General features: G+C 37.8%; 28 protein-coding genes and 1 pseudogene. 3 read left to right on the forward strand and 26 right to left on the reverse strand.

What is annotated here, in order from left to right; all coding sequences use genetic code 11:
- Positions 1-44 precede the first annotated feature (44 nt).
- Positions 45-1,787: an alkaline phosphatase D family protein gene (locus ACQKNS_RS02075; protein ID WP_427640962.1), complete on the reverse strand. Its 1,743-nt coding sequence runs from the start codon at positions 1,785-1,787 to the stop codon at positions 45-47.
- Between the two features lie 477 nt (positions 1,788-2,264).
- Here ACQKNS_RS02075 and ACQKNS_RS02080 point away from each other — a divergent pair, with 477 nt between their 5' ends.
- Positions 2,265-2,402 (forward strand): aspartyl-phosphate phosphatase Spo0E family protein, encoded by a 138-nt coding sequence (locus ACQKNS_RS02080; RefSeq protein ID WP_427642105.1) that lies wholly within the window; start codon positions 2,265-2,267, stop codon positions 2,400-2,402.
- 481 nt (positions 2,403-2,883) lie between these two features.
- Here the strand turns inward: ACQKNS_RS02080 and ACQKNS_RS02085 are convergent, their stop codons facing one another.
- The 3 genes from ACQKNS_RS02085 to ACQKNS_RS02095 all read right to left on the reverse strand — a co-directional run bounded on the left by ACQKNS_RS02085 (position 2,884) and on the right by ACQKNS_RS02095 (position 7,067).
- A complete protein-coding gene (locus ACQKNS_RS02085; protein WP_427640964.1) occupies positions 2,884-3,867 on the reverse strand; it encodes a 2-hydroxyacid dehydrogenase in 984 nt (327 codons plus the stop codon).
- A 24-nt stretch (positions 3,868-3,891) separates the two neighbouring features.
- Complete coding sequence (locus tag ACQKNS_RS02090; protein ID WP_427640965.1) at positions 3,892-5,190, reverse strand: MFS transporter; 1,299 nt, start codon at positions 5,188-5,190, stop codon at positions 3,892-3,894.
- Between the two features lie 956 nt (positions 5,191-6,146).
- The gene (locus ACQKNS_RS02095) at positions 6,147-7,067 is read right to left on the reverse strand and encodes a patatin-like phospholipase family protein (RefSeq protein ID WP_427640966.1); all 921 of its coding nucleotides are present in this window, start codon (positions 7,065-7,067) and stop codon (positions 6,147-6,149) included.
- 718 nt (positions 7,068-7,785) lie between these two features.
- On the opposite strand from ACQKNS_RS02095, the gene ACQKNS_RS02100 reads away from it, so the two are divergent.
- Positions 7,786-8,289, forward strand: a complete 504-nt coding sequence (locus ACQKNS_RS02100; RefSeq protein ID WP_427640967.1) for a DinB family protein — start codon at positions 7,786-7,788, stop codon at positions 8,287-8,289.
- Positions 8,290-8,483: 194 nt separating this feature from the next.
- Here the strand turns inward: ACQKNS_RS02100 and ACQKNS_RS02105 are convergent, their stop codons facing one another.
- From ACQKNS_RS02105 to ACQKNS_RS02180, 16 genes are all read right to left on the reverse strand, one after another.
- Positions 8,484-10,871 carry a heavy metal translocating P-type ATPase gene (locus tag ACQKNS_RS02105; RefSeq protein WP_427642106.1) on the reverse strand — a complete coding sequence of 796 codons (2,388 nt, stop codon included), beginning with the start codon at positions 10,869-10,871 and terminating at the stop codon, positions 8,484-8,486.
- Positions 10,872-10,973: 102 nt separating this feature from the next.
- A complete protein-coding gene (gene copZ, locus ACQKNS_RS02110) occupies positions 10,974-11,180 on the reverse strand; it encodes a copper chaperone CopZ (protein ID WP_427640968.1) in 207 nt (68 codons plus the stop codon).
- A 16-nt stretch (positions 11,181-11,196) separates the two neighbouring features.
- The gene (locus ACQKNS_RS02115) at positions 11,197-11,535 is read right to left on the reverse strand and encodes a metal-sensitive transcriptional regulator (protein ID WP_427642107.1); all 339 of its coding nucleotides are present in this window, start codon (positions 11,533-11,535) and stop codon (positions 11,197-11,199) included.
- A gap of 528 nt (positions 11,536-12,063) precedes the next feature.
- Positions 12,064-12,366, reverse strand: coding sequence for a hypothetical protein (locus tag ACQKNS_RS02120; RefSeq protein WP_427640969.1), 303 nt, complete (start codon positions 12,364-12,366; stop codon positions 12,064-12,066).
- 104 nt (positions 12,367-12,470) lie between these two features.
- Entirely contained in the window at positions 12,471-13,721 is a 1,251-nt protein-coding gene (locus tag ACQKNS_RS02125) for an ABC transporter permease (RefSeq protein WP_427640970.1), read from the reverse strand.
- A complete protein-coding gene (locus tag ACQKNS_RS02130) occupies positions 13,714-14,613 on the reverse strand; it encodes an ABC transporter ATP-binding protein (RefSeq protein WP_427640971.1) in 900 nt (299 codons plus the stop codon). The genes ACQKNS_RS02125 and ACQKNS_RS02130 overlap by 8 nt, the downstream gene beginning before the upstream one ends.
- Before the next feature lie 799 nt (positions 14,614-15,412).
- A complete protein-coding gene (locus ACQKNS_RS02135; protein ID WP_427640972.1) occupies positions 15,413-16,444 on the reverse strand; it encodes a glycosyltransferase in 1,032 nt (343 codons plus the stop codon).
- Between the two features lie 261 nt (positions 16,445-16,705).
- Positions 16,706-17,029 (reverse strand): DUF4214 domain-containing protein, encoded by a 324-nt coding sequence (locus ACQKNS_RS02140; protein WP_427640973.1) that lies wholly within the window; start codon positions 17,027-17,029, stop codon positions 16,706-16,708.
- Complete coding sequence (locus ACQKNS_RS02145; protein ID WP_427640974.1) at positions 17,026-17,700, reverse strand: nucleotide sugar dehydrogenase; 675 nt, start codon at positions 17,698-17,700, stop codon at positions 17,026-17,028. The genes ACQKNS_RS02140 and ACQKNS_RS02145 overlap by 4 nt, the downstream gene beginning before the upstream one ends.
- Positions 17,697-18,800, reverse strand: coding sequence for an NAD-dependent epimerase/dehydratase family protein (locus tag ACQKNS_RS02150; RefSeq protein ID WP_427640975.1), 1,104 nt, complete (start codon positions 18,798-18,800; stop codon positions 17,697-17,699). The genes ACQKNS_RS02145 and ACQKNS_RS02150 overlap by 4 nt, the downstream gene beginning before the upstream one ends.
- Positions 18,801-18,826: 26 nt before the next feature.
- On the reverse strand, positions 18,827-19,600 hold the full coding sequence (gene rfbF / locus ACQKNS_RS02155) for a glucose-1-phosphate cytidylyltransferase (protein ID WP_427640976.1): 774 nt from the start codon (positions 19,598-19,600) through the stop codon (positions 18,827-18,829).
- 40 nt (positions 19,601-19,640) lie between these two features.
- Positions 19,641-20,354, reverse strand: coding sequence for a hypothetical protein (locus tag ACQKNS_RS02160; RefSeq protein ID WP_427640977.1), 714 nt, complete (start codon positions 20,352-20,354; stop codon positions 19,641-19,643).
- Between the two features lie 39 nt (positions 20,355-20,393).
- On the reverse strand, positions 20,394-21,098 hold the full coding sequence (locus tag ACQKNS_RS02165) for a 50S ribosomal protein L11 methyltransferase (protein WP_427640978.1): 705 nt from the start codon (positions 21,096-21,098) through the stop codon (positions 20,394-20,396).
- A 350-nt stretch (positions 21,099-21,448) separates the two neighbouring features.
- Positions 21,449-21,667, reverse strand: a complete 219-nt coding sequence (locus ACQKNS_RS02170; protein WP_427640979.1) for a hypothetical protein — start codon at positions 21,665-21,667, stop codon at positions 21,449-21,451.
- A gap of 234 nt (positions 21,668-21,901) precedes the next feature.
- Entirely contained in the window at positions 21,902-22,135 is a 234-nt protein-coding gene (locus ACQKNS_RS02175) for a GDP-mannose 4,6-dehydratase (protein ID WP_427640980.1), read from the reverse strand.
- Positions 22,092-22,196: an NAD-dependent epimerase/dehydratase family protein gene (locus tag ACQKNS_RS02180; protein ID WP_427642108.1), complete on the reverse strand. Its 105-nt coding sequence runs from the start codon at positions 22,194-22,196 to the stop codon at positions 22,092-22,094. The genes ACQKNS_RS02175 and ACQKNS_RS02180 overlap by 44 nt, the downstream gene beginning before the upstream one ends.
- A 128-nt stretch (positions 22,197-22,324) precedes the next feature.
- Here ACQKNS_RS02180 and ACQKNS_RS02185 point away from each other — a divergent pair.
- Positions 22,325-22,479, forward strand: a pseudogene (locus ACQKNS_RS02185) (GTP cyclohydrolase); the annotation flags it as partial.
- Positions 22,480-23,153: 674 nt separating this feature from the next.
- On the opposite strand, the gene ACQKNS_RS02190 reads toward ACQKNS_RS02185, so the two are convergent.
- The 6 genes from ACQKNS_RS02190 to ACQKNS_RS02215 form a co-directional block, all read right to left on the reverse strand.
- Positions 23,154-23,384: a hypothetical protein gene (locus ACQKNS_RS02190; RefSeq protein WP_427640981.1), complete on the reverse strand. Its 231-nt coding sequence runs from the start codon at positions 23,382-23,384 to the stop codon at positions 23,154-23,156.
- A gap of 205 nt (positions 23,385-23,589) precedes the next feature.
- Positions 23,590-23,757 (reverse strand): hypothetical protein, encoded by a 168-nt coding sequence (locus ACQKNS_RS02195; RefSeq protein ID WP_427640982.1) that lies wholly within the window; start codon positions 23,755-23,757, stop codon positions 23,590-23,592.
- Between the two features lie 220 nt (positions 23,758-23,977).
- Positions 23,978-24,106, reverse strand: a complete 129-nt coding sequence (locus ACQKNS_RS02200; protein ID WP_427640983.1) for a hypothetical protein — start codon at positions 24,104-24,106, stop codon at positions 23,978-23,980.
- On the reverse strand, positions 24,094-24,312 hold the full coding sequence (locus ACQKNS_RS02205; protein WP_427640984.1) for a hypothetical protein: 219 nt from the start codon (positions 24,310-24,312) through the stop codon (positions 24,094-24,096). Before ACQKNS_RS02205 ends, ACQKNS_RS02200 begins: the two co-directional genes overlap by 13 nt.
- Positions 24,313-24,624: 312 nt before the next feature.
- Positions 24,625-25,404 carry a sulfite exporter TauE/SafE family protein gene (locus tag ACQKNS_RS02210; RefSeq protein WP_427640985.1) on the reverse strand — a complete coding sequence of 260 codons (780 nt, stop codon included), beginning with the start codon at positions 25,402-25,404 and terminating at the stop codon, positions 24,625-24,627.
- A gap of 51 nt (positions 25,405-25,455) precedes the next feature.
- Positions 25,456-25,683: a sulfurtransferase TusA family protein gene (locus ACQKNS_RS02215; protein ID WP_427640986.1), complete on the reverse strand. Its 228-nt coding sequence runs from the start codon at positions 25,681-25,683 to the stop codon at positions 25,456-25,458.
- Positions 25,684-25,697: the final 14 nt, after the last annotated feature.

The raw sequence follows: 25,697 nt of genomic DNA on the forward strand, positions 1-25,697 counted from the left end.
TTTTTCTTTGCTATATTCTTGTCAAGCATCACTATGGTTTCCTATCAATTAGTCACTTTCCCCTGCTTTTTCATTCTTTGTTTTTCATGTGCGCGATTATGGGCACGTGTCCGATCTTCCTCGACCTCGTTCGTTTTTTGTACCCCTTCCATAACCGCTGCTGATGCAACCTTACGCAGCCCTGTTTGATCCTTATCGAAAACAAAGGATGCTCTTGTCGATATGTCCGCGCCTGGTTCTGTCACGAATGGGACTACACGGTAGTCAGCCTTCCATTGTTCTGGGGTTACTTTACAGCGGACATATCCCCGGTAATCATTAAAGAACTTTATATGTGGATTCTGACTTAGTATTTTATCAGTATCCGCACGCTTATCCGCTCCATTTCCACCAGAAGTGATGGAAGTTCCGACAAACTCCACACCGAAAATCTTTGAATTTGGATCACCGAAATCCGCCTTTAAATTGGCTGCCCAGCTAGCATGTACATCACCGGTCAACACGACCAGATTTTCTAGATTGTTACTTTGGATTACATCAATTAAGCGATCGCGTGCAGCCGGGTAGCCATCCCAGGAATCCATGCTGAATTTTGGAGCGGTTGGCGTTCCATAATTCCTTTGTGCAAAGAAAATCTGCTGAGGCAGAACGTTCCACTTCGTATTAGATTTTGATAGATTGTCAGTTAGCCATTGTTCCTGCTCTGGACCTAGCAATGTCCGTTTCGGATCAAGTGACTCAGCCGTTTGCGGGGAACTTCCATCGCCGTTAGCCTGATCATCCCGGTATTGACGGGAATCCAATACAAAGAAAGAGGCCAGATCTCCATATGTGAAATTTCGGTATAACCGCATATCCGCTCCCTTAGGCAAAGACGATTTACGCAGGGGCATATGCTCATAGTAAGCCTGATAGGCGGCGGCCCTTCTCTTGATGAATGCTTCTACCGACTGTCCTTTTTCCGGGATGACATTTGCATAATTGTTCTCAACTTCATGATCATCCCAAGTCACGACCCATGGGAAAGCTGCGTGTGCCGCTTTTAGATGGGTATCAGAGCGGTATTGTGCATATCTATTTCGATAATCCTCAAGCGTGATGATCTCCGGACCACTATGTACACGGACATTACCTGTAGATGAAACATATTCATTTGGTCCATATTCATATATATAATCGCCAAGGTGAAAGACAATATCCAGATCTTCTTTTGCCAAATGTTTATAGGCCGTATAATAACCATGCTCAAATTGCTGGCATGAAACAAACGCGAATGACAAGCTCGATACACTTGAACCTATTGGCGGAAGTGTTTTCGTTTTCCCAGTCTGACTTACTTCCCCTCCGCTTTTAAAACGATAAAAATAGACCTTATCAGGTTTTAACCCGCTTACTTCCACATGAACGGAGTGGCCAAGTTCCGGCCTGGCTATTTCCTTGCCTTGCTGGACAATCTTTCTGAAATTCTCATCCTTCGCCACTTCCCATTTAACGGAAATGGCTTCTTTTGGCATTCCTCCGCCATTCAACGGATCAGGTGCCAACCTTGTCCATAAAACTACACTGTCCGAAAGCGGATCACCTGAAGCTACTCCGAGAGTAAATGGATAATCACTGAATTTCGGGGCAGCATTCACTTCAATCCCTCCCATTGATTGGGCAAGGGCAAGACCTAATGAAAGTCCGGCAAGCTTACTTGCTCCCTGGATAAAGTTTCGGCGGTCCATATTCTTGCCTAATTCGCTCCAATTCTTAATTAAATCATCCATTGCTCTTTCATTATTCATTGATCTTTCCCTCCTAATATTTAAATCTGGTTCAAGTATAGAAGGGCATTTTTAAAGGTGTATGAAGAAGTGTAAATCAATAAGTTCCCATTTAGGAATTTTCAAGCAGGACTAATGGTCCGCATCTAACACAACAAGAGAAATGATTCACCCATACAATACCATTCACCTACAAACTTTTACATATATCGACAGTCTTTCATCCTATTTCTCTTCATGAATCATTTATTTAATCGTTACAAATAACTGCCATGGGTTATTTTAACAATAACAAAACTTCAATAAACTTATAGTATTTAATCTGTTTATGTAAAGTTTGTGAATAAGTAGAATAAAAGCACGATCGATATCAGACTAACGAATGTACAGGAATTTCATGAGTGATTACTCACTTTTTATTTAAAAACATCCTAATTTATGTAATAATGGTTTCATAATAAAAAATGAAAGTACTTGAGGGATTCTGCTTTGAAGAGTTTGGAAGAATTACATGAAAAAATTGAAATATTGAGGAAAGAATTAATATCTACGGGAATGTTATATGGTTTTACAGCCCCAACAACATTATATAAAAGCCAGGAACTAGATAAACTATTGAATTTACTTAAGAAATGAAAAAAATCAATTGATTAAAAAATGCCTAATTCTGTAATAATTCTTGGAATCATTACAACTGCATACTTGGAGTTATTTTAGAATTATTTTTTAATGGTCACTATGTAGTTCATGCAGCATATTTCTATCACTTAATCACCTCGTAAACTTTCTTGTGCCCGCTGACTAATTTTTCTGTAATATCCGATCACTCCTCCTTTTGGAACGGTTTATCATACATAAAACTTACCTAGACAAGTCTTCAACGTCTTAATTTGTTGGTTGGAATCGTGCCGTGGAACAAATGGTTTAGAGTCATTTTTGAACTTTCTTTCTCCCCCATTTAAAAAGCATCCACATTGAATGGATGCCAAATTTAATCGAATTTTCTTTTATATCCTGCTTTTATAAAAAACGATCTATCTGAGGTAAGTTTTTGAATGGTATGAGTTTTTAATTGTCATGGACAACCTAATATTTTCGCTGTGTTAATGATTTTTTACTATTTTAGTGACTGATGCCCCTTCAATTCAGGGACAACATTGCTTACCTCCCTTCCGGTAACCGCTGCAATGAGGTTCTTTGCCGCAAGCATGGCCATATCAAATCGTGTTTGATAAGTAGCTGAGCCTATATGCGGCAGGGTAACCACATTCGGCATGGCTAAAAGCGGATTGTCGGGCGATACGGGTTCCTGTTCAAATACATCCAAACCGGCTGCAAGGATTTCCTTATTTTGCAGTGCTTCAATAAGGGCCATTTCGTCCACCGTCTGACCGCGGGATGTATTGATAAAAATCGCGGATTTTTTCATCATTGCGAATTGCTCACGTCCCATAAGATGCCTGGTCTCCGGAGTATATGGGACCATTAAAAGGACGAAATCGGATACCCGTAATAGACTCTCTAAAGAGGAGTAGGTTGCACCTAGCATTTCCTCCACTTCGGATTTTCTTCGCCGATTATGATACAAAACTTCCATGTTAAAACCGAATTTGCCTCGTCTTGCAATAGATTCCCCAATTCTCCCCATACCGATGATGCCCAATGTTTTTCTATGAACATCAACGCCAAAGAGGGGTTCATCACCTTCATTTCCCCACTTGCCATCCTTTACAAGCTTGTCCAGTTCCGGAATACGGCGGGCTGCTGAGAGCATTAAGGTTAAAGCTAAATCAGCCACGGTTTCATTGAGGACATCTGGTGTATTTGTACCGATTATGCTTCTCTTTTTCATTGCCTCTAGATCAAAGTTGTTGTAGCCTACCGAGATATTGCTGACAGCCTTTAGACACGGTGCTTGATCTAGAAATTCATCATCTATTTTTTCTCCGGTGATGAGCAGTCCCTCCACATCGGAAATTTCCTTTAACAGCTGGCTCCTGGTGATTGGTTCAGGGCCGTTCCATTTTTCATACTGGCAATACTTCGAAATAAATGCCTCTACTTCGGGCGGTACTGGTCTTGCAATATACACTTTTGGCATCAATTTATGTCCTCCTCTGTTACTCTATTCTTGAATAGGTTGTTTTACAATGAACCAATAACAGATTGCAGCGCATCCGGCGATTAAACCGCCAGATATAAAGGCAAGTGAGTAAGAACCAGTTGCATCCACGATCATGCCTGCCACAACAGGGGAAAAGGCTCCACCAAAATAACCGCCAAAATTCTGAATTGCACCTACGGAAGCAACCATGGAAGGAGGAGCGATGTCGCCGGCAAGTGCCCACGCACTGCCTGTAATGGCAGAAATAAAACAAAGAGCAAGGGTCAGTAATGTTAAGGTAATGGCGAGCCCTTTGACAAGTGGAACTGCACAAACAACGATAGCGGCCGAAATGGCACATATACTAATTAAGGCACGCTTTGCTTTAATAGGTGTAGTAATTCCCTTGTCCACCCATTTTTTAGTAAGATATCCTCCGAAAATATTGCCAAAGATTCCGCCAAGCCAAGGAATACCTGCATATATACCCATTTCTTTAAGTGAAACATGATGGACATCAAACAAATAAAGGGGAAGGAAGACAAGGAAAATGTTCCAAATCCAAATGGTACAGAAGAAGCCCAGAATCATTCCCCACACGCTTCGATATTTAAATAATGAACCCCATTTTATTTTTGATGATTGAATGCCTTGCTCCACCCCACCTCCTTCCGACTTAATGTAATCAAATTCCTCCTTGGAAAGCTTTTGGCTTTTTTCAGGATTTTTATAAAAAATAACAAAACCGATCGCGAAGATGATGCCGATCACACCCGTTATATAAAACAATGCCCTCCACCCAAAAGTCACCATGATGAAAACGAGAATAGGCGGTGCGATGGCTGGCCCCCATTTGGACGAAGAATCCCAAATTCCAGTTGCCAAGCCTCGTTCCTTTTTAGGAAACCAATACGAAGTGATTTTAGCCATCGTCGGAAAACACGGTGCTTCTCCCACTCCGAGTAAAATCCGTGCAGCAATAAATGAACTCATTTTATGAACGGCTCCGGTTAAAATGGTCGCACCGCTCCACCAAATAAGCGCAATTGTATACACCTTTTTGGTCCCGAACCGATCAATCAGCCAGCCGGAAGGAAGCTGCATTAATGCATAACTCCAAGAAAAAAAGGTTCCCAATAACCCGATTTCGGTCACGCTTAGTCCGAGATCCTTCATCATTTCAGGAGCTGCAATGGAAAGGTTGGCCCGATCTAGGTAGTTGATTATCCCCCCAATCAATAACCAGATGACGACGGTCCAGCGAAATTTCCGGCCAAAATTTAATGGCTTTTCTTGCTTTGTTTCCATTCTTGCTTCCATACCTTATCCCCCCTTGTTATATAAAACGCCATAATTGGCAGCGCTTCCAAAATAAGAAAAAGTCAGAGTTCACGCTTGGAGAATATGTAAAAACAAGGAGGTTGTTGTTTTATAATATAAAACTAGGTTTTTGTTTTGTGGCAAAAAAATAAAAAGAAAATTCTTTTTATTCTGTAAAGTATCGTATTATGAGGATGTGTAATTGTCAATCTTTATTCTTATTTTCGGGATTTTATTCCTAGTGATCGGTTTTATGCCAAGTGGGGAAATTGGTAGATCGGTTTTTTTGAGAATAAAACCATTACAAACTGTTAGCCCAAGATCCATTTCCATCACTACCTTTACTGCCAGAAAAGCATAGACGTTTTTATTATATTTCTATAAGATAAAAAAATGCCCTGTTACTTGCAGGATGTCCCTAGACGTACCTGACAAAGCAGTACGATGTGTACAAGATAAGTGGGACGCTGCTTGTTTGCTTGGCGCTGCTGAATTTATCTTTCCAATGGTATTATTAAATCTTAATGGAGTTTCCACAACTTCCTGATAAGCAACCGGAATACTGAATTCATCCCTTTGCATATGTACTGCAACTATATTTTTTAATAGAGGTATGAAAAGGCTGGCTCATCATCCGTTCCTCACAGTGACATTGAGTTACTCCTATCTCTTCCCCTTTAGGCTGTTCATAATTTATAGCGGAAACGATGCATTCGTTTGATCCATCTCCTGAATCCGGTAAGGAAGTTCTTACTCTTATATTTCCGTTTTATTCATTTAAAAAATTCTAAAATAATATATCATGTTAATTTTTTACGATTTCGTATATCCACTTATTGCTTTTAAGCTCAAGACTTCCATGCCTCATATTAAACTATTGATCGTTCGTTCAATAAGAAAAAGAGCCGTTGTAACAGCTCCTTGCCACTTATTTGAAACGAATGCGAATGTTTCTCCTACTTATTTTTTACTCTTAGCATCCGTTTGAGCTTATATTGTTCAAAATCCCACTCTGACAAAAATTCTTTTGCAGAAGTATAGCCTGATTGATAGAGAAAGTCGATTTCATCCTCACTTAGTTCAAAATCCGTTGCGTTGATGCCGCCAGTAGGAATCTGAATCGTGCGTTCAATCGTTTCTTCGTTCATATGTCGTAAATCATGGGCTTGAAGCATCGTTTTAAATATATTTTTGAAAAGGTGGATTGGCGTTGGTATGACCGGATCTATATTAACTTCATCTTTCACAAAATGGAATCCAAATGTTGGAAAGCGAGGATTATCTGTATCGAAAATCCATATTGGGAAGTTACTAAGTAAACCACCATCTAAAATGTAGGATTTTTTCCGGTCTTTTGATTTCCAGATAACCGGACGGAAGAAAAATGGTAGAGAGGCACTCATCATTACGGCAGTTGAAACTTTTAAATCAGCAGGGGACATTCCATAGCGTACCAAATCATCTGGCAAAATAAGCATCTGGCCATTCGTAACATCAGAAGCAATTATCTTCAACTTTCCATCTGGAAGATCCGCGAATGTCTTAATCCCTTTTTCTGAAAGAAGAGAATCCACCCATTTTTCCAAATAGTCGTTTTTGAAAATCCCAAGATGAACCATAAGTTCCAAAAAGAAACCCAAAATGGGAATTCGATTCAGAATTGTCCTGCCTCGCATCTTTGAGTAGTTGATTTCACTAAACCTCTCTCTAATTTCATGGCTTTTATAGCCACTCGCCAAAAGAGCTGCTATTACAGCTCCTGCTGATGTTCCAGCAAGTCTCTCCCATTCTACTTTTTCCTCTTCCATTGCTTGTATCGCACCAATAAAAGCAATTCCCCTGACCCCCCCACCTTCAAAAACGGCATCTGCTTTCATTTTTATCCACCTCTCTCGATAAGAGTTATACTAATTATTAACAATAATTTCATATAAAGCGAATTTACACACTCTTGAATTCCAAAAATCAACCCATTGATTGAAGAATAAAACAGCTTGTTTTCCATGGTTGGAATTAATGACGGTTCTATTTTCTAACAAATTAATTCGCTAGTTTATGCTTTCCATCCCTGAATGACAATTAGTTGCATATCCACCCGTTTTTTTTATTTTATATCACCTTTTACCATTACTTCATGTCTGTGGATTTCCTCCTTGAGGAAACCCTTAATCATTTACAGTAGTAGGATGTCATCTTCTATCATGGTATGTATAAAACGAGGCATTGGCATGGACAAATTATCAGATATCTACTAAAAAACTTCATCGAATCAAAATATTAATTATAATATCGAACCCATGCCTCAAAATGGGTAAAAAAAATAGTAAAGTGTCTACTCCATCACTTCTTTTATTTAGGTCTGCTAAACTTAATTTTATTGCTTGTCTTACTAAACTTAATAGACTGAATCCATAAAAGAGGCAAGCCAGCTGCCCATATGAAACGTTTTCTATTGATAAACCAGTACTTTTTGGTGAAAAAGCAGTTTATTCACTTATCAAAAAAGTAATTTTTTTACAGGATGACCGTTATTTTTTTAGAGGTATTTTTTTAAATATGTCGAAAAGGATATGTAACAATTGAAGGAGTGAAAAAATGGAAATGAACCGTGTAAGGAAAATGTATGATTATCATGTGTGGGCTAATCGGCAAGTGTTTCAAAACCTAAAACAATTACCGGACGGAGTCTATGGTGACACAATAAAAAGTGTCTTTCCATCCATCAAAGAAGTCCTTGTTCACCTTTATTCAACAGATCTTACCTGGTTGGAGATAATGAAAGGAAGCACCGTTCAAGATACTTTTAAGAAAGTTGAACAGCGGCGAAAAGAAGTGGGTGGGTTCTCACTTCTTGAACTTGAATCCTCCTATGATGAACTTGCAAAGGATTATGATAATTTTTTCACTTCACAGCCTGATCTTGAACGGACCATTGTAACCGAACATCCCAAAATGGGGGTTTGTGAGTTTGTACTTGCCGACCTCATCCATCATGTAGTGAATCATGGGACCTATCATCGCGGTAATGTATCAGCGATGCTCCATCAACAAGGCGAGCGAGGCGCACCAACCGATTATGTATTCTACTGTTTAAAATGACGATTTGGCAACCGAAAGGATGAAGGAACACCATTTAGGAGTCGTTATAAACATAAAAAAGCACGGCTCCAGATGAAAGCCGATGATTCATTGCATGGAATCATCGGCTTTTATTTGTTGGGTATGAAAATCCCAACGCTCGTGGCCTGGTTATAATCAGTCAGTACAACTGCCTTTTATATGTTACATGATTTTTAGAGCTTTACCCGTTGAAGGCGAAGAGCATTCAATACGACTGATACAGAACTGAAAGCCATGGCAGCACCAGCTAACCAGGGGGCAAGCAGTCCGATTGCCGCAATTGGTATCCCGATCACGTTATAGGCAAAAGCCCAGAATAGGTTTTGTTTGATATTCCGCATCGTTTTCCTGCTCATGAGGATTGCATCTGCAATACTGTTCAAATCCCCCCGGATCAAAGTGATATCGGCAGCTTCCATGGCTACGTCTGTCCCGGTTCCTATAGCCATTCCTATATCGGCTAGTGCCAGCGCGGGAGCATCATTGATCCCATCTCCGACCATTGCCACTCTTTTACCGTCGGCCTGAAGTTTTTTCACTTCTTCCGCTTTCCCTTCTGGAAGGACTTCTGCAATCACTTGGTCAATCCCCACTTGATGCCCGATGGCATTTGCTGTCCTTTGATTATCCCCGGTTATCATGATGACCTGGATATCCATGGCTTTCAACCTTCTAATTGCCGTTAGCGAGGTATCTTTTATCGTATCGGCAACGGCAATGAGTCCTGCATATTCACCCTCAATGCTAGCGAGCATTGCTGTCTTCCCTTGCTCTTCAAATGCTTCCATCGCTGTTAGGGCCTTAGAAATATCCACGTTATTTTGCTTCATCAATTTACGAGTTCCAACGTACAAAACTTTTTGATCCACTACAGCTCTAACGCCGTGACCAGGAATCGCTTCGAATTCCTCAATCGCAGCAAGTGATATCTGTCTTGCTTGAATTCCTTGAACGATTGATTGCGCAAGAGGGTGTTCAGATTGTTTTTCAGCTGCGCCGATTAGAGATAGAAACTGTTCTTCCTCCATACCGTTCTCGATGAGGACATCGGTCAACACAGGGGTACCATTTGTCACTGTTCCCGTTTTATCCAAAATGACCGTATCTATATGGTGTGTGGTTTCCAAGTGTTCCCCGCCTTTAAATAAAATACCGAATTCAGCGGCCCGGCCTGATCCCGCCATGATGGATGTGGGGGTGGCCAGACCTAAAGCACATGGACAGGCTATGACTAGCACTGCAATCATCGCTTCAAAAGCTGGTGTGAATTCTCCAGGGTTAACCCATATCATCCAAACCAGAAAAGTTAAAAGAGCGATTCCGACAACAATGGGAACGAAGACCCCGGAAATTTGATCAGCCAGACGTTGAATCGGAGCCTTGGACCCTTGAGCATCTTCGACCACTTTTATGATTTGAGAAAGAGCTGTATCCCTTCCGATCTTTGTCGCTTTCATTTTGAGAAAACCATTTTTGTTCAATGTTGAACCGATCACAGTATCCCCGTTTGTTTTATCCACTGGAATGCTCTCACCCGTTAACATGGATTCATCAACCGCTGAGTTCCCTTCGACCACTTCTCCATCGACAGGGATCTTTTCACCCGGCTTCACCAATATCGTATCTCCCACGATTACTTCCTCAAGTGGTATTTCACGTTCTTCCCCATTCCTAAACACCAGTGCCGTTTTGGCCTGAAGCCCCATCAATTTTTTGATGGCTTCGGAAGAACGTCCTTTTGCTTTTGCTTCAAAAAGCTTCCCTAAGAGAATGAGGGTGATAAGAATCGAACTAGTTTCGAAATAAAGTTGTGCCGTATTGTGATGGGATCCCATCGAGATGAGCGCCTGATAAACACTGTAAAAATAGGCTGCGGATGTTCCCATTGCGACTAATACATCCATATTGGCACTTTTATTTTTCAAGGCTTTATAAGCCCCAACATAAAATTGCTTTCCAATCAGAAATTGCACAGGGGTGGCAAATGCCATTTGCACCCAAGGATTCATGAGGAAATCAGGCATATAGATAAACGAAGTAAAACTAAAATGGCTTACCATCGCCCATAACAATGGAAATGATAATATGACCGAAAAAATGAATGTATTCTTTTGTTTTTGAATTTCTTTTTGACGGAAATCCTCGGATTCGGGGTTATCTTCCTTGATGATTGCCCCGTATCCTAACTTCTCCACCCGTTTAATGATGTCAACCGGGGAGGTTTCGGAAGGATCATATTCGACTGTCGCATTTTCGAGCGCAAGGTTCACATTGGCCATGCTTACTCCATCCAGCTTATTTAACCCTTTTTCAATCCGGTTAGCACAGGCAGCACAGGTCATGCCCGTAATCGTAAATTCCTTTGTCTCTTTTACCACATCATAGCCAAGATCTTGAATTTTCTTTTCAAAGTCCTTGTTGCTTAATTTTTCCGTATCATATTTAATGACCGATTTCTCAAGAGCCAAATTAACGGTGGCTTCCTCAACGCCTTCCATCCGGTTTAGCCCTTTTTCAATCCGATTAGCACAGGCAGCGCAAGTCATACCTGTAATCTGCATGGTTGTTTCTTTTATTTGGCCCCTCACATCATCCCCGCCTTTGTATACCGTTATGGGGTATATTTTTTTGTAAAAAAAAGTGCTTAAAAGCACTCCCATGACCTATTCGACATCGTAGCCTTGATCATCGATTGTTTCTTTTATTTTCTCAAGTGTTACTTTTTCCTTATCAAACGCTACATCTACTTTTCCTGCGTCCAAATGCACTTTTACGCTTTCAACACCTGCAAGTTTTCCTACATTCCCTTCAACTGCATTCACACAATGACCACAAGACATTCCACTTACACTCAATGTTACATTTTCCATTTCCACATCTACTCCTTTATTTTTTCATTAATTTTTGAATCGTTACAAGCACTTCATCTATAACCTCTGTGTCACCTTCATTCAGGCGTTCGACCACACAATTCCTTAGATGGCCTTCCAATAATATCTTGGCTACACTATTCATCGCGCTTTGTGTAGCTGCTATTTGGGTAATCACATCATCACAATACGTATCTTTTTCAATAAGACCCTTTATACCGCGGATCTGACCTTCAATTCGATTTAACCGGGTCGTTAAATTCTTTTTTACTGCTTCTGAGTGATGACTTTTTCGGCCGTAGGAAGAGGTCGTACAGCATTCTTCTTCATTCACAGAATCTTTACCATTCAACATTTCATCCATTTCCCATCCCTCCTCGAAAATAATATACCATACCCTACTACCCTATGCAAAGGAAAAGATTTATGTTCCTTATTTATTACTATTTGTTTAATAATGTTTTCTATTCTTACGCTAAGAAATGTACATTTTTTGTATGTTGCACTTTCATGGACCTAAAACGCCAAAAACCTATTTGCCTAAGAAAAGGAGTGGTATGTCTAATTAAACCAGATAACATAAAAACACTGAGGACAAACAAACAACATACAGATGATTTCAGAAATCCCCTCCCTTTCCGATTTGGCTGCCAATCGTCTGTGGGATCCCGACCAGCCACTTTTACTGCAGGAGTGCCGCAAATTCCTTCAATCCCGAATCGTCGGGGAGGCTCCCAGACCGCCCGCGGAAAGCAAGTTCCTGGAGAGGAAATAAACCATTCCCGGTTCGGGGTGAGAGCATTCCGAACCTCATTATGTCAAAAAAATGACTGAGGATACTAGTGCATCCTCAGCATTTTTATTTTCTTATAAAAAGCAATGCCTACTGTTCTTTTGAAATATTATTATTCCTATTCTTCTTCACTAAAAGAATGGTGGCAATGATAAAGGCTACTGCGCTATATATCCAGGTAAACATAAAGGCGAGGCCCAATCCGATATTTGCATCGATATAATCATTTTTCACATGATCAATAGCTAAATATAGAAGCGGTGCCCCTCCAATTATGAGCAGGATGACCCAGAGTACATTCATTTTCAGATTCCTGCTAGATAAAATAATAATGATGAAGGATAGCAAGAGAAACGCTTCTGAAGCTATCGTCAACGTTACCAGATTGCTCATAATCATTCACTCCTAATCGTGGTTGCCTCAATGGAATATATTTATGTTCCCTAATATCTATGTTGCTTTTCATTCCTTTTTTATCTTAGTAAAAAACCTTCATGTTAATTTTTCTTTGATAATTGCAAGGCATTCTTGATGCTTTTCAGTGATTTTGAGCTTCCGTACATCAAGACTCCGCCACGATATATTTTTGCCCCGATTATGCCCAGTAAAACAATGGTTAAGATCAACAGAGCAATGCTGATGGCGATTTCCCAGAATGGAACTTCAAGCATCCCTACGCGTAAGAACATGATCATTGGCGTGAAAAATGGAATGAATGATGTAATCGTAATATAACTCGCTGACGGATTCCCCAGTCCAAACATCGCAATCATGAAGGCAATGACGACTAACATGGTCATCGGTGAAATCATTTGCTGGACATCTTCAATTTTGCTGACAACGGATCCAAGACATGCCGCAAGAGTCGCGTAAAGAAAATAACCAAGCAAAGCGAAGATGATCGCATAAATGATTGTTGAGATATCGATGCTTCCGAAACCGAAAAATGAAAAGAATCCTTCATCCATACCAGTCAAGTTTTGTTTAATCGAGAAATAGCCCACACCAAAAAATAAAATCATTTGCGTAAGACTAAGCAAAGCAACACCCATTATTTTGGCAAACATCTGTGTGACTGGCGGGACACTTGAAATCAGGATTTCCATGACCCGTGATGTTTTCTCAGTAGCCACTTCCATTGCAATCATCGTTGCATACATCAATACTCCGAAGTAAATGACGAATAGGAGCACATACACGAGACCGCGTGCTTGGTTGAGATCCTCTTCCGTTTTTGCATTTTTCTGAAGCGCAATCGTATCAAATGCTGGCGGCGCATTCAATTGAGCGATTTGCTGCTCTGTCAAATTCAATTCCTTCGCAGTTATTTGACCCTTCAATTGGGTAAGCGCTAAAAGCAAGTCATTACTTACCGCAGAGTCCGAAATCTGATTCGCTTTATACGTTCCCTTGAAGCCGACGGTTTCATCCTTTTCTATTAACAAATACCCAACGATATCTTCCGCGCTTACCATTTCTTCCGCTTTCTTTTCATCCTGGGCGGAAATTATCGATAGGTCGTCGTTCACACCTGCTACCGCTTTTTTGTAAGAATCAAATAAGCTACCTTCAGTCTTATCGATGACGGCAACCTTTTCCTGTTCATCACTGTCGAATTTATCAATGAGATTCGAAATATTCGTAAGGACAAGAATCAGGGCCATCATGATGATTGTCGAAATGATAAAGGATTTCGTTTTTAATTTTGATAGATATGTATGGGAAAGGACAATCCAAAAGTTATTCATAGACGGCACCCACTTTTTCAATGAAAATATCCGTTAGTGATGGTTCTTCCAATTCGAATTTACGGACGAAACCTCTTGGAACAAGATCACGAATCATGTTCTCAGCCACATCTTCCCCAGTTACTTGAAGAATTTTTCCTTCCATCGTGTTCTTTACTTTTGTTACACCTGAATAATTATCCAAAAAGGATAAATCAAAATCAGCTTTAATTGACACATTCTTTTTACCAAAAGAACGCTTGATTTCTTTTAATTTTCCAGCCACAACGGGGGAACCTTTATGCATGATGCAAAGATGCTCACACATCTCCTCAACATGCTCCATGCGATGGCTCGAGAAAACGATTGTCGTACCGCTGTCCCTTAAGTCGATGACGGCTTTCTTCAGTATTTCCACATTTACTGGATCCAGTCCGCTGAAGGGTTCGTCAAGGATAAGTAATTCAGGTTTATGAATCATGGACGCGATTAGCTGGATTTTTTGCTGATTTCCCTTTGAAAGCTCTTCAACTCGCTTATCGATATACTCGGGAACCATAAAGCGGTCTAGCCAATACTCTAATTCTTTCAAAGCATCCCTTTTGTTCATCCCTCTTAATCTAGCCAAATACACAATTTGGTCACGGACCTTCAGTTTTGGATATAGTCCGCGTTCCTCAGGAAGATAGCCAATCAATGAACTGGTCGTATAATCGATTTTGTTACCATTCCATGTCACTTCCCCTTCAGTCGGGTCAAGCAGGCCGAGTATCATTCGGAACGTAGTCGTTTTCCCCGCTCCGTTCCCACCTAAAAAACCGAACATTTCTTTCTCGGGGATAGTTAAATCAAGCTGATTGACAGCTGTGAATTCCCCGAATTTTTTCGTAACTTCTTTAATTTGTAAAGCCAATGGACAACCTCCTATTCTATGATTCTTAATATATGCTACCGGAAAGGTTTTCCAATTTCAACTGTCGAGAAGACTTTAAGAACTCTTCCCCCCATCATTATTGACATTTCCAAGAAACAAATTTCCACTATCCACCCTTTGAAAAGAAATGCAAAGTTTGCAATAAGATTTTTCTAAGAATCTTAGGAAAATACCACCTTTCCCCTTCTTATTGCGTGACATAGAGCTATTCACATCCCGTAACGTCTCCATCCTACACCTAACAGTAATTAAGTCATGAATCTGAATAGCCTTATGTACTCTATCGCTTCCGGTTTACTCATTTTCAAAGTATACGATTGCAAAGCAAGGTATATGTCAGCTTTGCTATTCATCACTTCGACAAAATGTTGTCGATGAAATATAAATGGTGGTCACCTGTTTCTTCAAATTTTTTTTATCTTTCGATTCACTCTTAATAAACAAATATACAGTGTTCCAACGTAACAAAAAATAGATTGGGTACCTTAACCTCTATAAATTATAGATTGCTCGCTTTAAAGGACACATTTCCCAACTGTCGCTAATGAGTCTATCTTATTTTACACTCGTTACTTTTACATTTCTTTTTTCAAGCAATTTTCTTGATACTTCATCTATTTCTCTATCCGTAATGACCTCATCCACTTCAATAGCTAGTACGATTAACGAAAACGCCTTTTTTCAAAACTTTGAGGAATCCACCATCAGGATCACGTGTTCGAAAACATTCTTGACTCCTCCTGATACACCAGTTGCCTTAAGGACGTAAACACTCTCTCTATGATTTAAGGATGTTATAATAACCACTCCACTTCATTTCAAATTTTTTAAATGCTTCAAAGTTTTTTTGCATGTAAAATGGGTTTTTTTGATGCCCACCTCTTGTTTTTCCTTCCAAATGGATTGCAGCAGCTTGACCGCAGTAAATCACTTTCCACCCTTTCAATCTCGCTCTTAAGCAAAATTCTACGTCTTCATAAGCAGTAAAATAATCTTCAGAGAAGTGTCCTAAATCAGCAATTACATCTTGATAAATCAAAAATAGGGCACCTGTAACAGCTTGAACCTCCTCAACGACTAAGGCCGGTGAATATTCTGCTGGGAGTCCAACATATCTATGAAAAAAATCTGAGCTCATTCCTCCATGTTGAATAGTTTGATCGGGATAAAGTAATCTTGCTCCTACAACACCAATTTCAGAAGAACTTTGCATTGTATGAATCATTTTCCCAAGCCATTCAGGCTCACTAAAAATAATATCATTATTTATCAATAATACATATTTACCTTTGGCCTGTTTTATACCCTGGTTAACAGTACAACTAAATCCTTCGTTTGATTTTTTTAGAATAATTTCTACATTTTCCTCCTCCCCCCAGTCAAAAAGCTGCCGTTGGATTTGTGGTTTGCTTCCATCATCAACATCGATAATTTCATAAGAAATTTGAGTAGTTGTAGCTTTGAGTGATTTTAAGCATTGCTTTACTAATGCAACTTGATTAAAGGATGGGATAATACAACTTACTATATTTTCAAAATGTTTTTTCCAAGTTGGACTTGAGGAACCTAGAATTGAAATGCTTTCTTCTGAAGTTAAAATTGCTATCAAAACAGAAAAGCGTGATTCTCCTGCCATAAGAAAATTTACAAAACCTTGAAATCCCGCTTGATCAGGTTCACGATATAGGAATTCCCGGTATAGACATTTTACAAATAATGTTTCTTTGGACTGGGAATACGTTCTCAATATTCCGACAATCGTTATATTATTTCTATTAAGAATTACAGGTGGTTGATTGTAATGTTGCACACATTCCTCAATTTTTAGAATTGACTCGATAATAGATATTTTGCTGTGCTTCGAAGTAGCTAGGTTAAAATAATGATCCAATTCAATTGATTTCGGTTCCCTTAATAATAACTCCTTAAATAAGCAAACAACAAACTTCTTCCATTCCTTTTGATAAATCTCATAAAACTTTTGAATGATTTCTCAAATAGGATATTAGTTTATTGATAATAGAATAATCACATTTGGATGTCATGAAGAGAAATAAAAAGGTAAATTTTTTTATATCCATGGAGGATTTTTATGAGTAAGAAGTTCAGTGCATTCTGGAGATGTTAAAATAGATTCTATTACAGTAGTTCGACTTCCTCCATGCCTTAGATAGGTGACAAATCCGTGTAGTCCCCCTTCATCAGGTTCACGAAACAGCAATTCTTGGTACAGGTTTTGTACAAAGTCTACATCAGGTAAGCAATATCCTCCAAATCCACACCCCGGATATACATAATTAGTCATACCTGCCGGTAATCCTGACCAGCTTTTGTCAAGATGAAGTAATTTAAAAGCTTCTTTGATATCAATTCCACCAATTGTTTTTGCAATCATGGAAAGTTCATTTGAGAAACAATTAGCGAAGCTAAAAGTTTATTAGATAAATATTTAGTAAACTCGGAAGTATTTAATGAAACTCTAAATATGGGTGCATGAAATAGTTGATATAGTTCTTCAATTAAATCCCCACTTTTCTTGTCACTTTCACCAATAATAATTCGATCTGGATTCATAAAATCATTCCAAGCGTGTCCCTCCCGTAAAAATTCAGGATTATTTACGATTCCTAAATCTTCTCCTACTTTAAAACCTAAGCTTTTAATATATGGTATTATTTCTTGTTCTGTAGTTGAGGGAGGAATCGTTGATTTTATCACGAAAACCTTGTGTGGTTTATTTTTCATACATTTCAATGTTTCATCAATTCCATTAAACATATATTCTAAATTACATGAACCATTCTCTTTACTTGGTGTACCCATGCAAAAAAATATGATGTGACTGTTTTCTATTGCACTTTCCAAGTTGTTAACTAATTTTAAATTTTCGCCTAAATGTTTTTCTAAATAGTTCTTTAAGTGAGGTTCATAAAAAGGTATCTCACCTCTTTTTAACTTTTCTATCTTTTCCTTATTTATATCATAACCATAAACAATTTGTTTTTTCTCACACAATCCCAATGCTGTAGTTAGACCAACAAATCCCATTCCCAAAACAGTTATCAATTGATATCACCTCCTGTTGTTAAGAATGTTAAAAATTTATACACTCCTTCCTCCACTTCAATTGTTGGATTATAATTTAATAAAGACTTTGCCTTAGATATATCTGGACACCTTCGAGTAGGATTATCCGATAAGTAATTGGGATCATTAGATGTTTTATAAACGATATTTTTATTAAAGTTCAACAGACTTTTACCAATCGTTTCGTATATTTCGGCCAATTTCTTAATAGAGATTTCTGGTTTATCTATCCCGATATTAAAAACATCGAAAGATTGATATAACATCGCTTTAATATAACCAACAATTCCGTCAGTTACATAACAGAAAGTTCTAGTTGGTGAACCATCGGAATACACAAATATATTTTGATTATTAATAACTGATTGAGCGAAATCTGCAGCTACTCTTTTATCATTAAGCCTCATTCCTGGGCCAAAAGTATTAAATGGACGGGCAATTTTTATAGGTAAAGAATATTCTTTGGAATAAAGATAGCAGAGTGTTTCTCCAAATCTTTTGGATTCATCATAAGATGCACGAGGGCCAATTGTAGATACATAACCTCTATAAGTTTCAGGAGTGGGAATGAAGGTTTGATCAGGTTCACCATATATTTCACTAGTAGACATATACAAAAATCCATTAATATCTTTATTTATATAGATATCTAATAGATTTCTAAGACCCCAAACATTGGCTTCTACTGTCTTTAAAGGGTATTTTCTGTAAAAAGGTGGTGAGGCAATGGAAGCCATATGAATAATGTAATTACAATTATACAGATTTTTAGCATCAGCTACTTTAATATTGGCTATATCTAAATTTAAAATTTGTACATTTTTATTATTTATTTTTTGAACCCATAAAGGACATCCAAGCTGGAAATTATCTATACCAATAACTTTTTTCAATTTAAGTTCATTGAAAAATTCTGAAAAAAAAGACATGAAATAAAAGCCAAGTAGCCCAGCACAACCAGTAATTAATATTGACGAATTTTCAAACTTTTTTTTTTCTTCTTCACTTAATTTTGCAAGTATATAGTTTAAATCAGAATAATATACATCATTTTTAAAAGAACAATCCAAATTATTCATCTACCTTTGTAATATAAAATCTCAGTTTACCCCCAAATTTTCCAAGGAGCATTTTTTTGCTTCCACAATGTTTCTAAATGATTCTTATCTTTTAGAGTATCCATAGGATGCCAGAATCCTTCATGTTTAAAAGTGAATAACTCCCCCATTTTTGCAAGTAACTCTAAAGGATCATTCTCAAAAACAGTATAATCTCCTTCAATTAACTCAAATATTTCGGGTTCCAATACAAAAAAACCTGCATTGATTCTCTTATCTTCATTATCCTTTTTTTCTTTAAAATCTATTACTTTGTTTTCGGCTGATATTGTTAAACTACCAAATCTTCCATTAGGTACAACTGAAGTTAGTGTAGCTATTTTTCCATGCTTCTCATGGAACTCAACTAATTTAGGAATGTTTATATCTGCAACTCCATCACCATAGGTTAACAGAAACCTCTCATTACCAACATATGGTTTTATTTTACGAATACGACCACCAGTCATTGTTTCAATACCTGTATCTACTAGTGTTACTTTCCAAGGTTCTGCATTTCTGGAATGTATAGTTTTATTATTATTATTAAAATCAATGGTTATATCTGAAGTATTCCAATAATAATTACAAAAATACTCGATAATACAGTTACTTTTATATCCTAAACAAAGTACAAATTCATTAAAACCGTAAAAAGAATAAACTTTCATAATGTGCCAAATAATAGGGAACTGTCCTATTTCTATCATTGGTTTGGGTTTTATATCTGTTTCTTCACTGATTCTTGTTCCATAGCCACCTGCTAGGATAACGACCTTCAATTGGGATACTCCTTTCCTAAATGATTTCTTTGCTCAAAGTTCATCCTTGATTAAGATACTTTTGTTTAAATTCATCAAAATATTTTTGCATTAACTCCAATCTTTGTTCATAAGGAAAGCCTGGAAAGTGAAAAATTACAGGATTTTCAGAAGAATCACCATGTCTACTATTCCACTTTAAATCTAATGTTCCCACCCAATCCGAATATTTCGTTGTGCCTTCGTATTTCGGTTCACCTAAAAATGGATTTCTATACCCAATTAGCTCTATTAAGGCATGCTGCTCCCACCAGGCTGAATTAATTGTATGTGTTTGTTGCCAAATCGCGTCCAATAAGTCATTTGAACGAGAATCTTTTTGCACTACCCAAACACCAGTATTTGGGAATATCGGGTTAATATTATTATGTGTAACCAACTGCATAGGATAATTAGTATTAATATCACCCCTTATATCAATAGTTGGGTTATAAATAAGCGCATCAGAATCTATCCAAATGACCGTTTTATAAAAGTTTAACAATTTTTTAATTATTATGATTTTTCCCCAAGGCGCTGGGCGAGTAGAATCAAGAGGAGTAGGGAAAACTTTTAGATAGTAATCCATCTTGTGCAACTTTGTATATAATTTAACTGTAGGTTCCATTAATTCAAATAATTTTTCTTGTAACGGACCTACAGCTGAGCTACAAAAAACGATTTCATTACTTGGCCTAATCGTATCATTGAAATCAGGTATTGTTAAATTGTTCAAAGTTTTCCTCCTTATTATCATCATATTGATCATTATTTTTTATATTAATGGATTTGCATTAGATAATGAAGTTAATCGTAACCAGCGCATTCCGCTAGGTCGAAGTTCATCTAAAACTTTATGTGGATAATGATAATTATTTAATATTGGATATTTTTTTGTGCTTCGTGGATAATCTACAATCATTTCGATTCGATGTGTATTATAAAATTCATTGATAAGAGAGTCAGTAATACCAGCTTCAATAAAATCATGTGTTTCAATAATTAAATCTGATTTTATCAAAGATGCACTCTTTTTTAGTGAGAGTAAATTCTTTTCAGCCCCTTCAACATCACAAATAATTAATGTGTTTTTATCTACAATATTGTCTAGTTCTTCATGCGTACATTCACCTTTTAATTTAATTCGGTTAACGACCTTATTTCTAATTGCTAATTCATAACATGCATTTCTTGCCATCTCATCAATATCAAATGCATGAATTTCAATATCTGCCATCCTATACGCTACTCCAACTGCATAAAATCCTTCAGCACAGCCAATATCTATTAATTTACTATAATTTTTAGTGATCGCTTCACTAATCCAATGCTGAATTGGTTCTTCATAGGAACCTAATATTTTAGGTAATAACTGGCTTCCTAGCGATTTATTTATATATTTCATTCCAGCAAAAGGACCGTACCTTACCGATAGATCATTTCCAAAAAAATCTTTTATTACATCATTGTCCGTTAACATACTTCACCAACCTAATTCAGTAAATAAAATATTTTCAATGTTTCGATACTGTTTTTTTTTAGCAAATAAACATGATAAACTATTTTAATACAGTTCCACACAATTTGGATCGTCATGACCCGTAATTCCAGTGAATATTACAACTTTCAGTGTACAACACCTCAATATTCTTATTTACAAACCCAATTAACAATACTATATGTGTTCAACGAAATATCGTTTGGATTAATGTCTCTATTTACGGAATTTGTTCTTTTTCAAGTTGGCATAACCTTTTTGTACTAATGCTTAATTTAAGGTTTACACATACTAATGGCAGTGAAACAAACAGATAAATTTTTTCACCAAATTTATATGTATTTCAAAAAATAATGAAAAAGCTTGTACCAATCATATATAAATTCATAGAAAACAGTATCACCAGAAAGGGAGTGTGAAAAAATTCCTATTTTATCATCTACTAGATTAATAAGTGGTTCTGGAGCGGGAACTTTTAGAAAATTTGTAGCATTAGACAGACCAACAGCAATTGCAGAAGCATTAGCTGGAGCAGGAACGATAGCAACCAATGTAGCAAGATTTCCACAGTGGCCTCAATTGCTGCCGTACACCAATGACAACTCAGGTCTTACTTTGCTCCAAACTATGTTTAGGATTCATTTACTACCTCTCCACAAATTAGATTTTTCGCAATAGCATCAAACATTGTTGTTGGGGCCCTTACAGAGATTGCAGTTGCTTTACGAGATTTTTGCGATAATGCTCATGACGTACAAATTGGTATATATAATGCTCTTGTTTTTTTATCGATACCATTCTATCGTCTTTTTAAAAGAGACAGTTGGCATCCAACCTAATTCTCTTGTGATTTTTGAAGAATCCATAGAGTATCGACGATCATGCCCTTTTCGATCTGTTACATGTTTGATTAAACTTTGGCCTTTTCCTAATTCCTTCAAAATACAGGCTATAATTTCGTGATTCGTTTTTTCTTTAGAGCCACCGATCTCCCTTTTCAAGTACAGTATGAATGGCACTGCAATGATCCTCTACATAAATCCAGTTACGAATGTTTAATACATCACCATAAAGAGGGATTTCTGTATTATTTAAAGCATTGGTAAACCTTACTTTTCTGTATGTTGCATCGAACCAAAGTTATTGCTACGAGTTATCGCTACTTGAAGGTGATGAGTTTTATTATAGGACCTTACTAATAAATCAGCACAAACAATCCGAGAAAATTAGAAGCCCACCAAAACTCAGGAGCCAATGTTGTAGGCAGAGTTCCGTTATGGGAGATATTTCCGGGTTTAATGAAAAATATTTAAAAACTAAAGTGGTACGTTCCGGTCATTTAAAAGATAATAAAAATGAATGACTGATTTGTTTTATATGAAATTGTTTATACCCCTGATTAGGTTTATACGAATATTTCCGAATTGTTGGAATAATCGGGGGAACCACAAGAATCATTGAATGTATTATCCTTTAAATATTCTTTAAAAAATCATTTGTCATGGAAATTAAATGTGTTATTAAAAGATTATTTGATAAAAAGTAAGAAAAGATTTTCGATTCGACCAAACTAGTTGTTGAAAAAAGAATTTATTCCATAAAGACATATTCCACACTGAGTTCCTCACAATGGCATTCAATCTCAGATTTTGGATGAATTTAAAAAAAGAGGGAATATCCTCCCTCTTTTTATATTAGCATAACAAATAAGGTTATAACCGCAGCGACATAGATAATATCTATTCCTAATGGATTACCGATAAGATGCCACTGCTAAAACGCGGGAAATAAATCATCAAAACAACAATAACGGCTAGAGTGTTTCTTAATGCCATAGCAAAGAAGATAATACTTAGTATATTTGGAGCAAAGATCGCTAATTGAAGGAATCGGCTCTATAACAATTGTGGCAGTCCTAGTAAATCGCAGTGATTTCATGTCATTATTTCTTTATTAAAAATTAGATTGTAGAAATTCTTTAGAAGAGTAGCTGGAGTCAAATTACCAAAAATTCCTTAATGTATTTCCTAACCCTTCTCAATTAATCTTGGATTTTTCCATTATGACAACACACTTCCCATTTGTAGGTTGCTTTATCATCTTTCCATCCTTGATGTATATAGTGTAAGTATTATTGACTTTAGCATCTAATCTTGCTATGTCTCCCATTCCTGATATGATATTTTTGACAGCTTCCCTCTTCAGATTATTCATAACTTGCTTTTTCCATTGTCCCCGTTTGTTTTTTTGTTTATTTTCATCAACCATCAGGATCCCATCCTTCTTGTTTGATTTATGTCTTCTCCGATAAATGAGCAAAATAAAAAGCCCGCCAGTCGTTAGTCTTCCCCGACTTCTGGAAGACTCTTTTTTGCAATCTTATCTCATCATTGATAAAGAAACTAAAAAGCGAATAACCTCTCTTAGTCCATACCTCATAGCATTTGGATTATTGCGCTTTCAAATCTGTACGTTAATTGTCTATGATCGCTTTTATCTCCGGATCTGCAGGAACATTTGTGACGTCGTAGAGGATTCCATCGGATTCGTCCAAAGTCAATTTGCCGGCAACGACTTTAAAAGTCAAATCCAGGCGGCCCAAATAATGTTCTTCATCTCCGATGGCTTGAGTAATTGGCACCATCACTTCTCCGTTGAATTCGTATTCGGGAGTTTTGATAGCCTTGTGTGTATCTGCGACGATTACCGCTGAAACTCCTGAAAACTTTGCCAACTTGAGGTCTTCAGTGTTTCCGGCATGCGAAAGGACAATATTAATGTCCGACTTTTCACTCACTTCAGGAAGTGTATGTACTTTCCTGTTTCCCTGTCAATGACATTACCTGTAAGGATTCGGAAATTTACGTTAGGTGGTAATCCTTTAAATGGTTCATATCGGCTGACTGGTGTGCATTCCCCGGCATGGTAACGCTGAAGTCGTTATTTCCGAGAGCCATTGCATCATAGTTCAAAGCTTTCAAAAGAGACATCTCCAACTCTCCTTGATCCGCCTGAAACCGTGCAGGAAGACATCCCCGCCATCGACGAGAAGCATATTCTCCTCTTTATAGTGCACATTTTCGATGATTGTTACATACTTGGCACTAGAAATTGTGATGAGCGGTTCCATAATCCAGCGTGACGATGTCATCCAAATGGCCATGAAAGTCATTAGTCTGGAGAATGGTGGGTTCAAACTTCTCTCCCTCCTTGAGTTTTTCCACAGCATCTGAGTAACAGGAATAGTCACAATAGCGACAGTCATCGCTAGCGAATAGCAGCCAGAAAATGGAATCCCCCCCATTTCATTCATGATATTTCCTCCAATCAATGACCCTATTATTTTGTTGTTAGGAAATCAAAAATCTATTGAAAAACAAAAAAGGAGTGCAAAAATAAAAAGACTAAAACCCCTTATATATCTAGAGTTCCAGCCTTTATAACAAGATGATCTTTGAGAAATTCGTAACCACGCCCCCTCCCTGTCAAGGTCAAGTCAGATCGTTCCTCAAGACACGATTCCGACCCATGTTTTCACAGCCGTCGCTAAAATCAATAGAGCCAGTATGACTTGCAGGACTTTTACATTCATTTTTTTACCGGCCATCGCCCCGAGCGGAGATGCCACTAAACTAGCAACAACCATGATTAATGCCGGATAGTAATCAACTTGTCCCGTCGAGATTTTCCCTACGGTTGCACCGATGGATGAAATGAAAGTGATGGCTAATGAAGATGCGATCGTCACCCTGGTTGGAATTCTTAAAACGATAAGCATGATGGGAACTAATAGAAAGCCCCCTCCGGCACCGACAATACCAGCGCCTATTCCGACGATTAAGGCAAGGATGGCAGCAAGCCATTTGTTGAAAGTAACTTGATCCAAAGGAATGTCATCTAGCCCTTTCTTCGGAATGAACATCATGACAGCCGCTATCAACGCCAAAACGCCATAGACGATATTCACTCCGTTTTCCGACATCGATCGTGATCCAAAACTCCCAACCACGCTTCCGATTAACACAATGATCCCCATATAGAGAATAAGCGTTTTATTTAAATGTCCGCTCTTACGATAGCTCCATATACCTCCGATGGAAGCGAATAAGACTTGTACAGCACTTATTCCTGTCACATCATGGGCACTAAATGCCGCTAAACCAAAGATCGGGGGAATGAACAGCAGCATTGGATAATTTATTATCGAGCCGCCGATGCCGAGCATTCCAGAAACGTATGAACCTATAAAACCAATCAAAAAGATGGTCATGATAAAGGTGATATCCATTGTAAGTGCCTCCCTTAAAAGAAGGGAACCCTAATGGTTCCCTTCCCTTCATCAGCCTTTTCTGATCCAAAATTTCAGTATATCATTTTCTTCTGCGGTTTCCACCAGTTCATGGCCACCAGATCTTGACCAAGCCGCTAAATCGGCTTTTGCTCCTTTATCTGTTACATGTATTTCCAGCACTTGTCCTGTTTGCAATTCATTCATCGCTTTTCTCGTTTTGACGATTGGCATTGGACATGCAAGTCCCTTAGCATCTAACACTTTATCTGAATTCATATTTCTTCTCTCCC

This window comes from Peribacillus sp. NPDC094092 (assembly GCF_050279365.1).
In the GTDB taxonomy this organism is placed as follows: domain Bacteria; phylum Bacillota; class Bacilli; order Bacillales; family DSM-1321; genus Peribacillus.

What these genes read in the sequence shown, in the direction of transcription:
- ACQKNS_RS02075 (WP_427640962.1), bottom strand. Translation starts at nt 1,787, where the DNA reads ATGAATAATGAAAGAGCAATGGATGATTTAATTAAGAATTGGAGCGAA.
- ACQKNS_RS02085 (WP_427640964.1), bottom strand. Translation starts at nt 3,867, where the DNA reads ATGCCAAAAGTGTATATTGCAAGACCAGTACCGCCCGAAGTAGAGGCA.
- ACQKNS_RS02090 (WP_427640965.1), bottom strand. Translation starts at nt 5,190, where the DNA reads ATGGAAGCAAGAATGGAAACAAAGCAAGAAAAGCCATTAAATTTTGGC.
- ACQKNS_RS02095 (WP_427640966.1), bottom strand. Translation starts at nt 7,067, where the DNA reads ATGAAAGCAGATGCCGTTTTTGAAGGTGGGGGGGTCAGGGGAATTGCT.
- ACQKNS_RS02100 (WP_427640967.1), top strand. Translation starts at nt 7,786, where the DNA reads ATGGAAATGAACCGTGTAAGGAAAATGTATGATTATCATGTGTGGGCT.
- ACQKNS_RS02105 (WP_427642106.1), bottom strand. Translation starts at nt 10,871, where the DNA reads ATGCAGATTACAGGTATGACTTGCGCTGCCTGTGCTAATCGGATTGAA.
- copZ (WP_427640968.1), bottom strand. Translation starts at nt 11,180, where the DNA reads ATGGAAAATGTAACATTGAGTGTAAGTGGAATGTCTTGTGGTCATTGT.
- ACQKNS_RS02115 (WP_427642107.1), bottom strand. Translation starts at nt 11,535, where the DNA reads ATGTTGAATGGTAAAGATTCTGTGAATGAAGAAGAATGCTGTACGACC.
- ACQKNS_RS02120 (WP_427640969.1), bottom strand. Translation starts at nt 12,366, where the DNA reads ATGAGCAATCTGGTAACGTTGACGATAGCTTCAGAAGCGTTTCTCTTG.
- ACQKNS_RS02125 (WP_427640970.1), bottom strand. Translation starts at nt 13,721, where the DNA reads ATGAATAACTTTTGGATTGTCCTTTCCCATACATATCTATCAAAATTA.
- ACQKNS_RS02140 (WP_427640973.1), bottom strand. Translation starts at nt 17,029, where the DNA reads ATGATTGCAAAAACAATTGGTGGAATTGATATCAAAGAAGCTTTTAAA.
- ACQKNS_RS02150 (WP_427640975.1), bottom strand. Translation starts at nt 18,800, where the DNA reads ATGAATAATTTGGATTGTTCTTTTAAAAATGATGTATATTATTCTGAT.
- ACQKNS_RS02165 (WP_427640978.1), bottom strand. Translation starts at nt 21,098, where the DNA reads ATGTTAACGGACAATGATGTAATAAAAGATTTTTTTGGAAATGATCTA.
- ACQKNS_RS02190 (WP_427640981.1), bottom strand. Translation starts at nt 23,384, where the DNA reads ATGGTTGATGAAAATAAACAAAAAAACAAACGGGGACAATGGAAAAAG.
- ACQKNS_RS02200 (WP_427640983.1), bottom strand. Translation starts at nt 24,106, where the DNA reads ATGTCTCTTTTGAAAGCTTTGAACTATGATGCAATGGCTCTCGGAAAT.
- ACQKNS_RS02210 (WP_427640985.1), bottom strand. Translation starts at nt 25,404, where the DNA reads ATGGATATCACCTTTATCATGACCATCTTTTTGATTGGTTTTATAGGT.
- ACQKNS_RS02215 (WP_427640986.1), bottom strand. Translation starts at nt 25,683, where the DNA reads ATGAATTCAGATAAAGTGTTAGATGCTAAGGGACTTGCATGTCCAATG.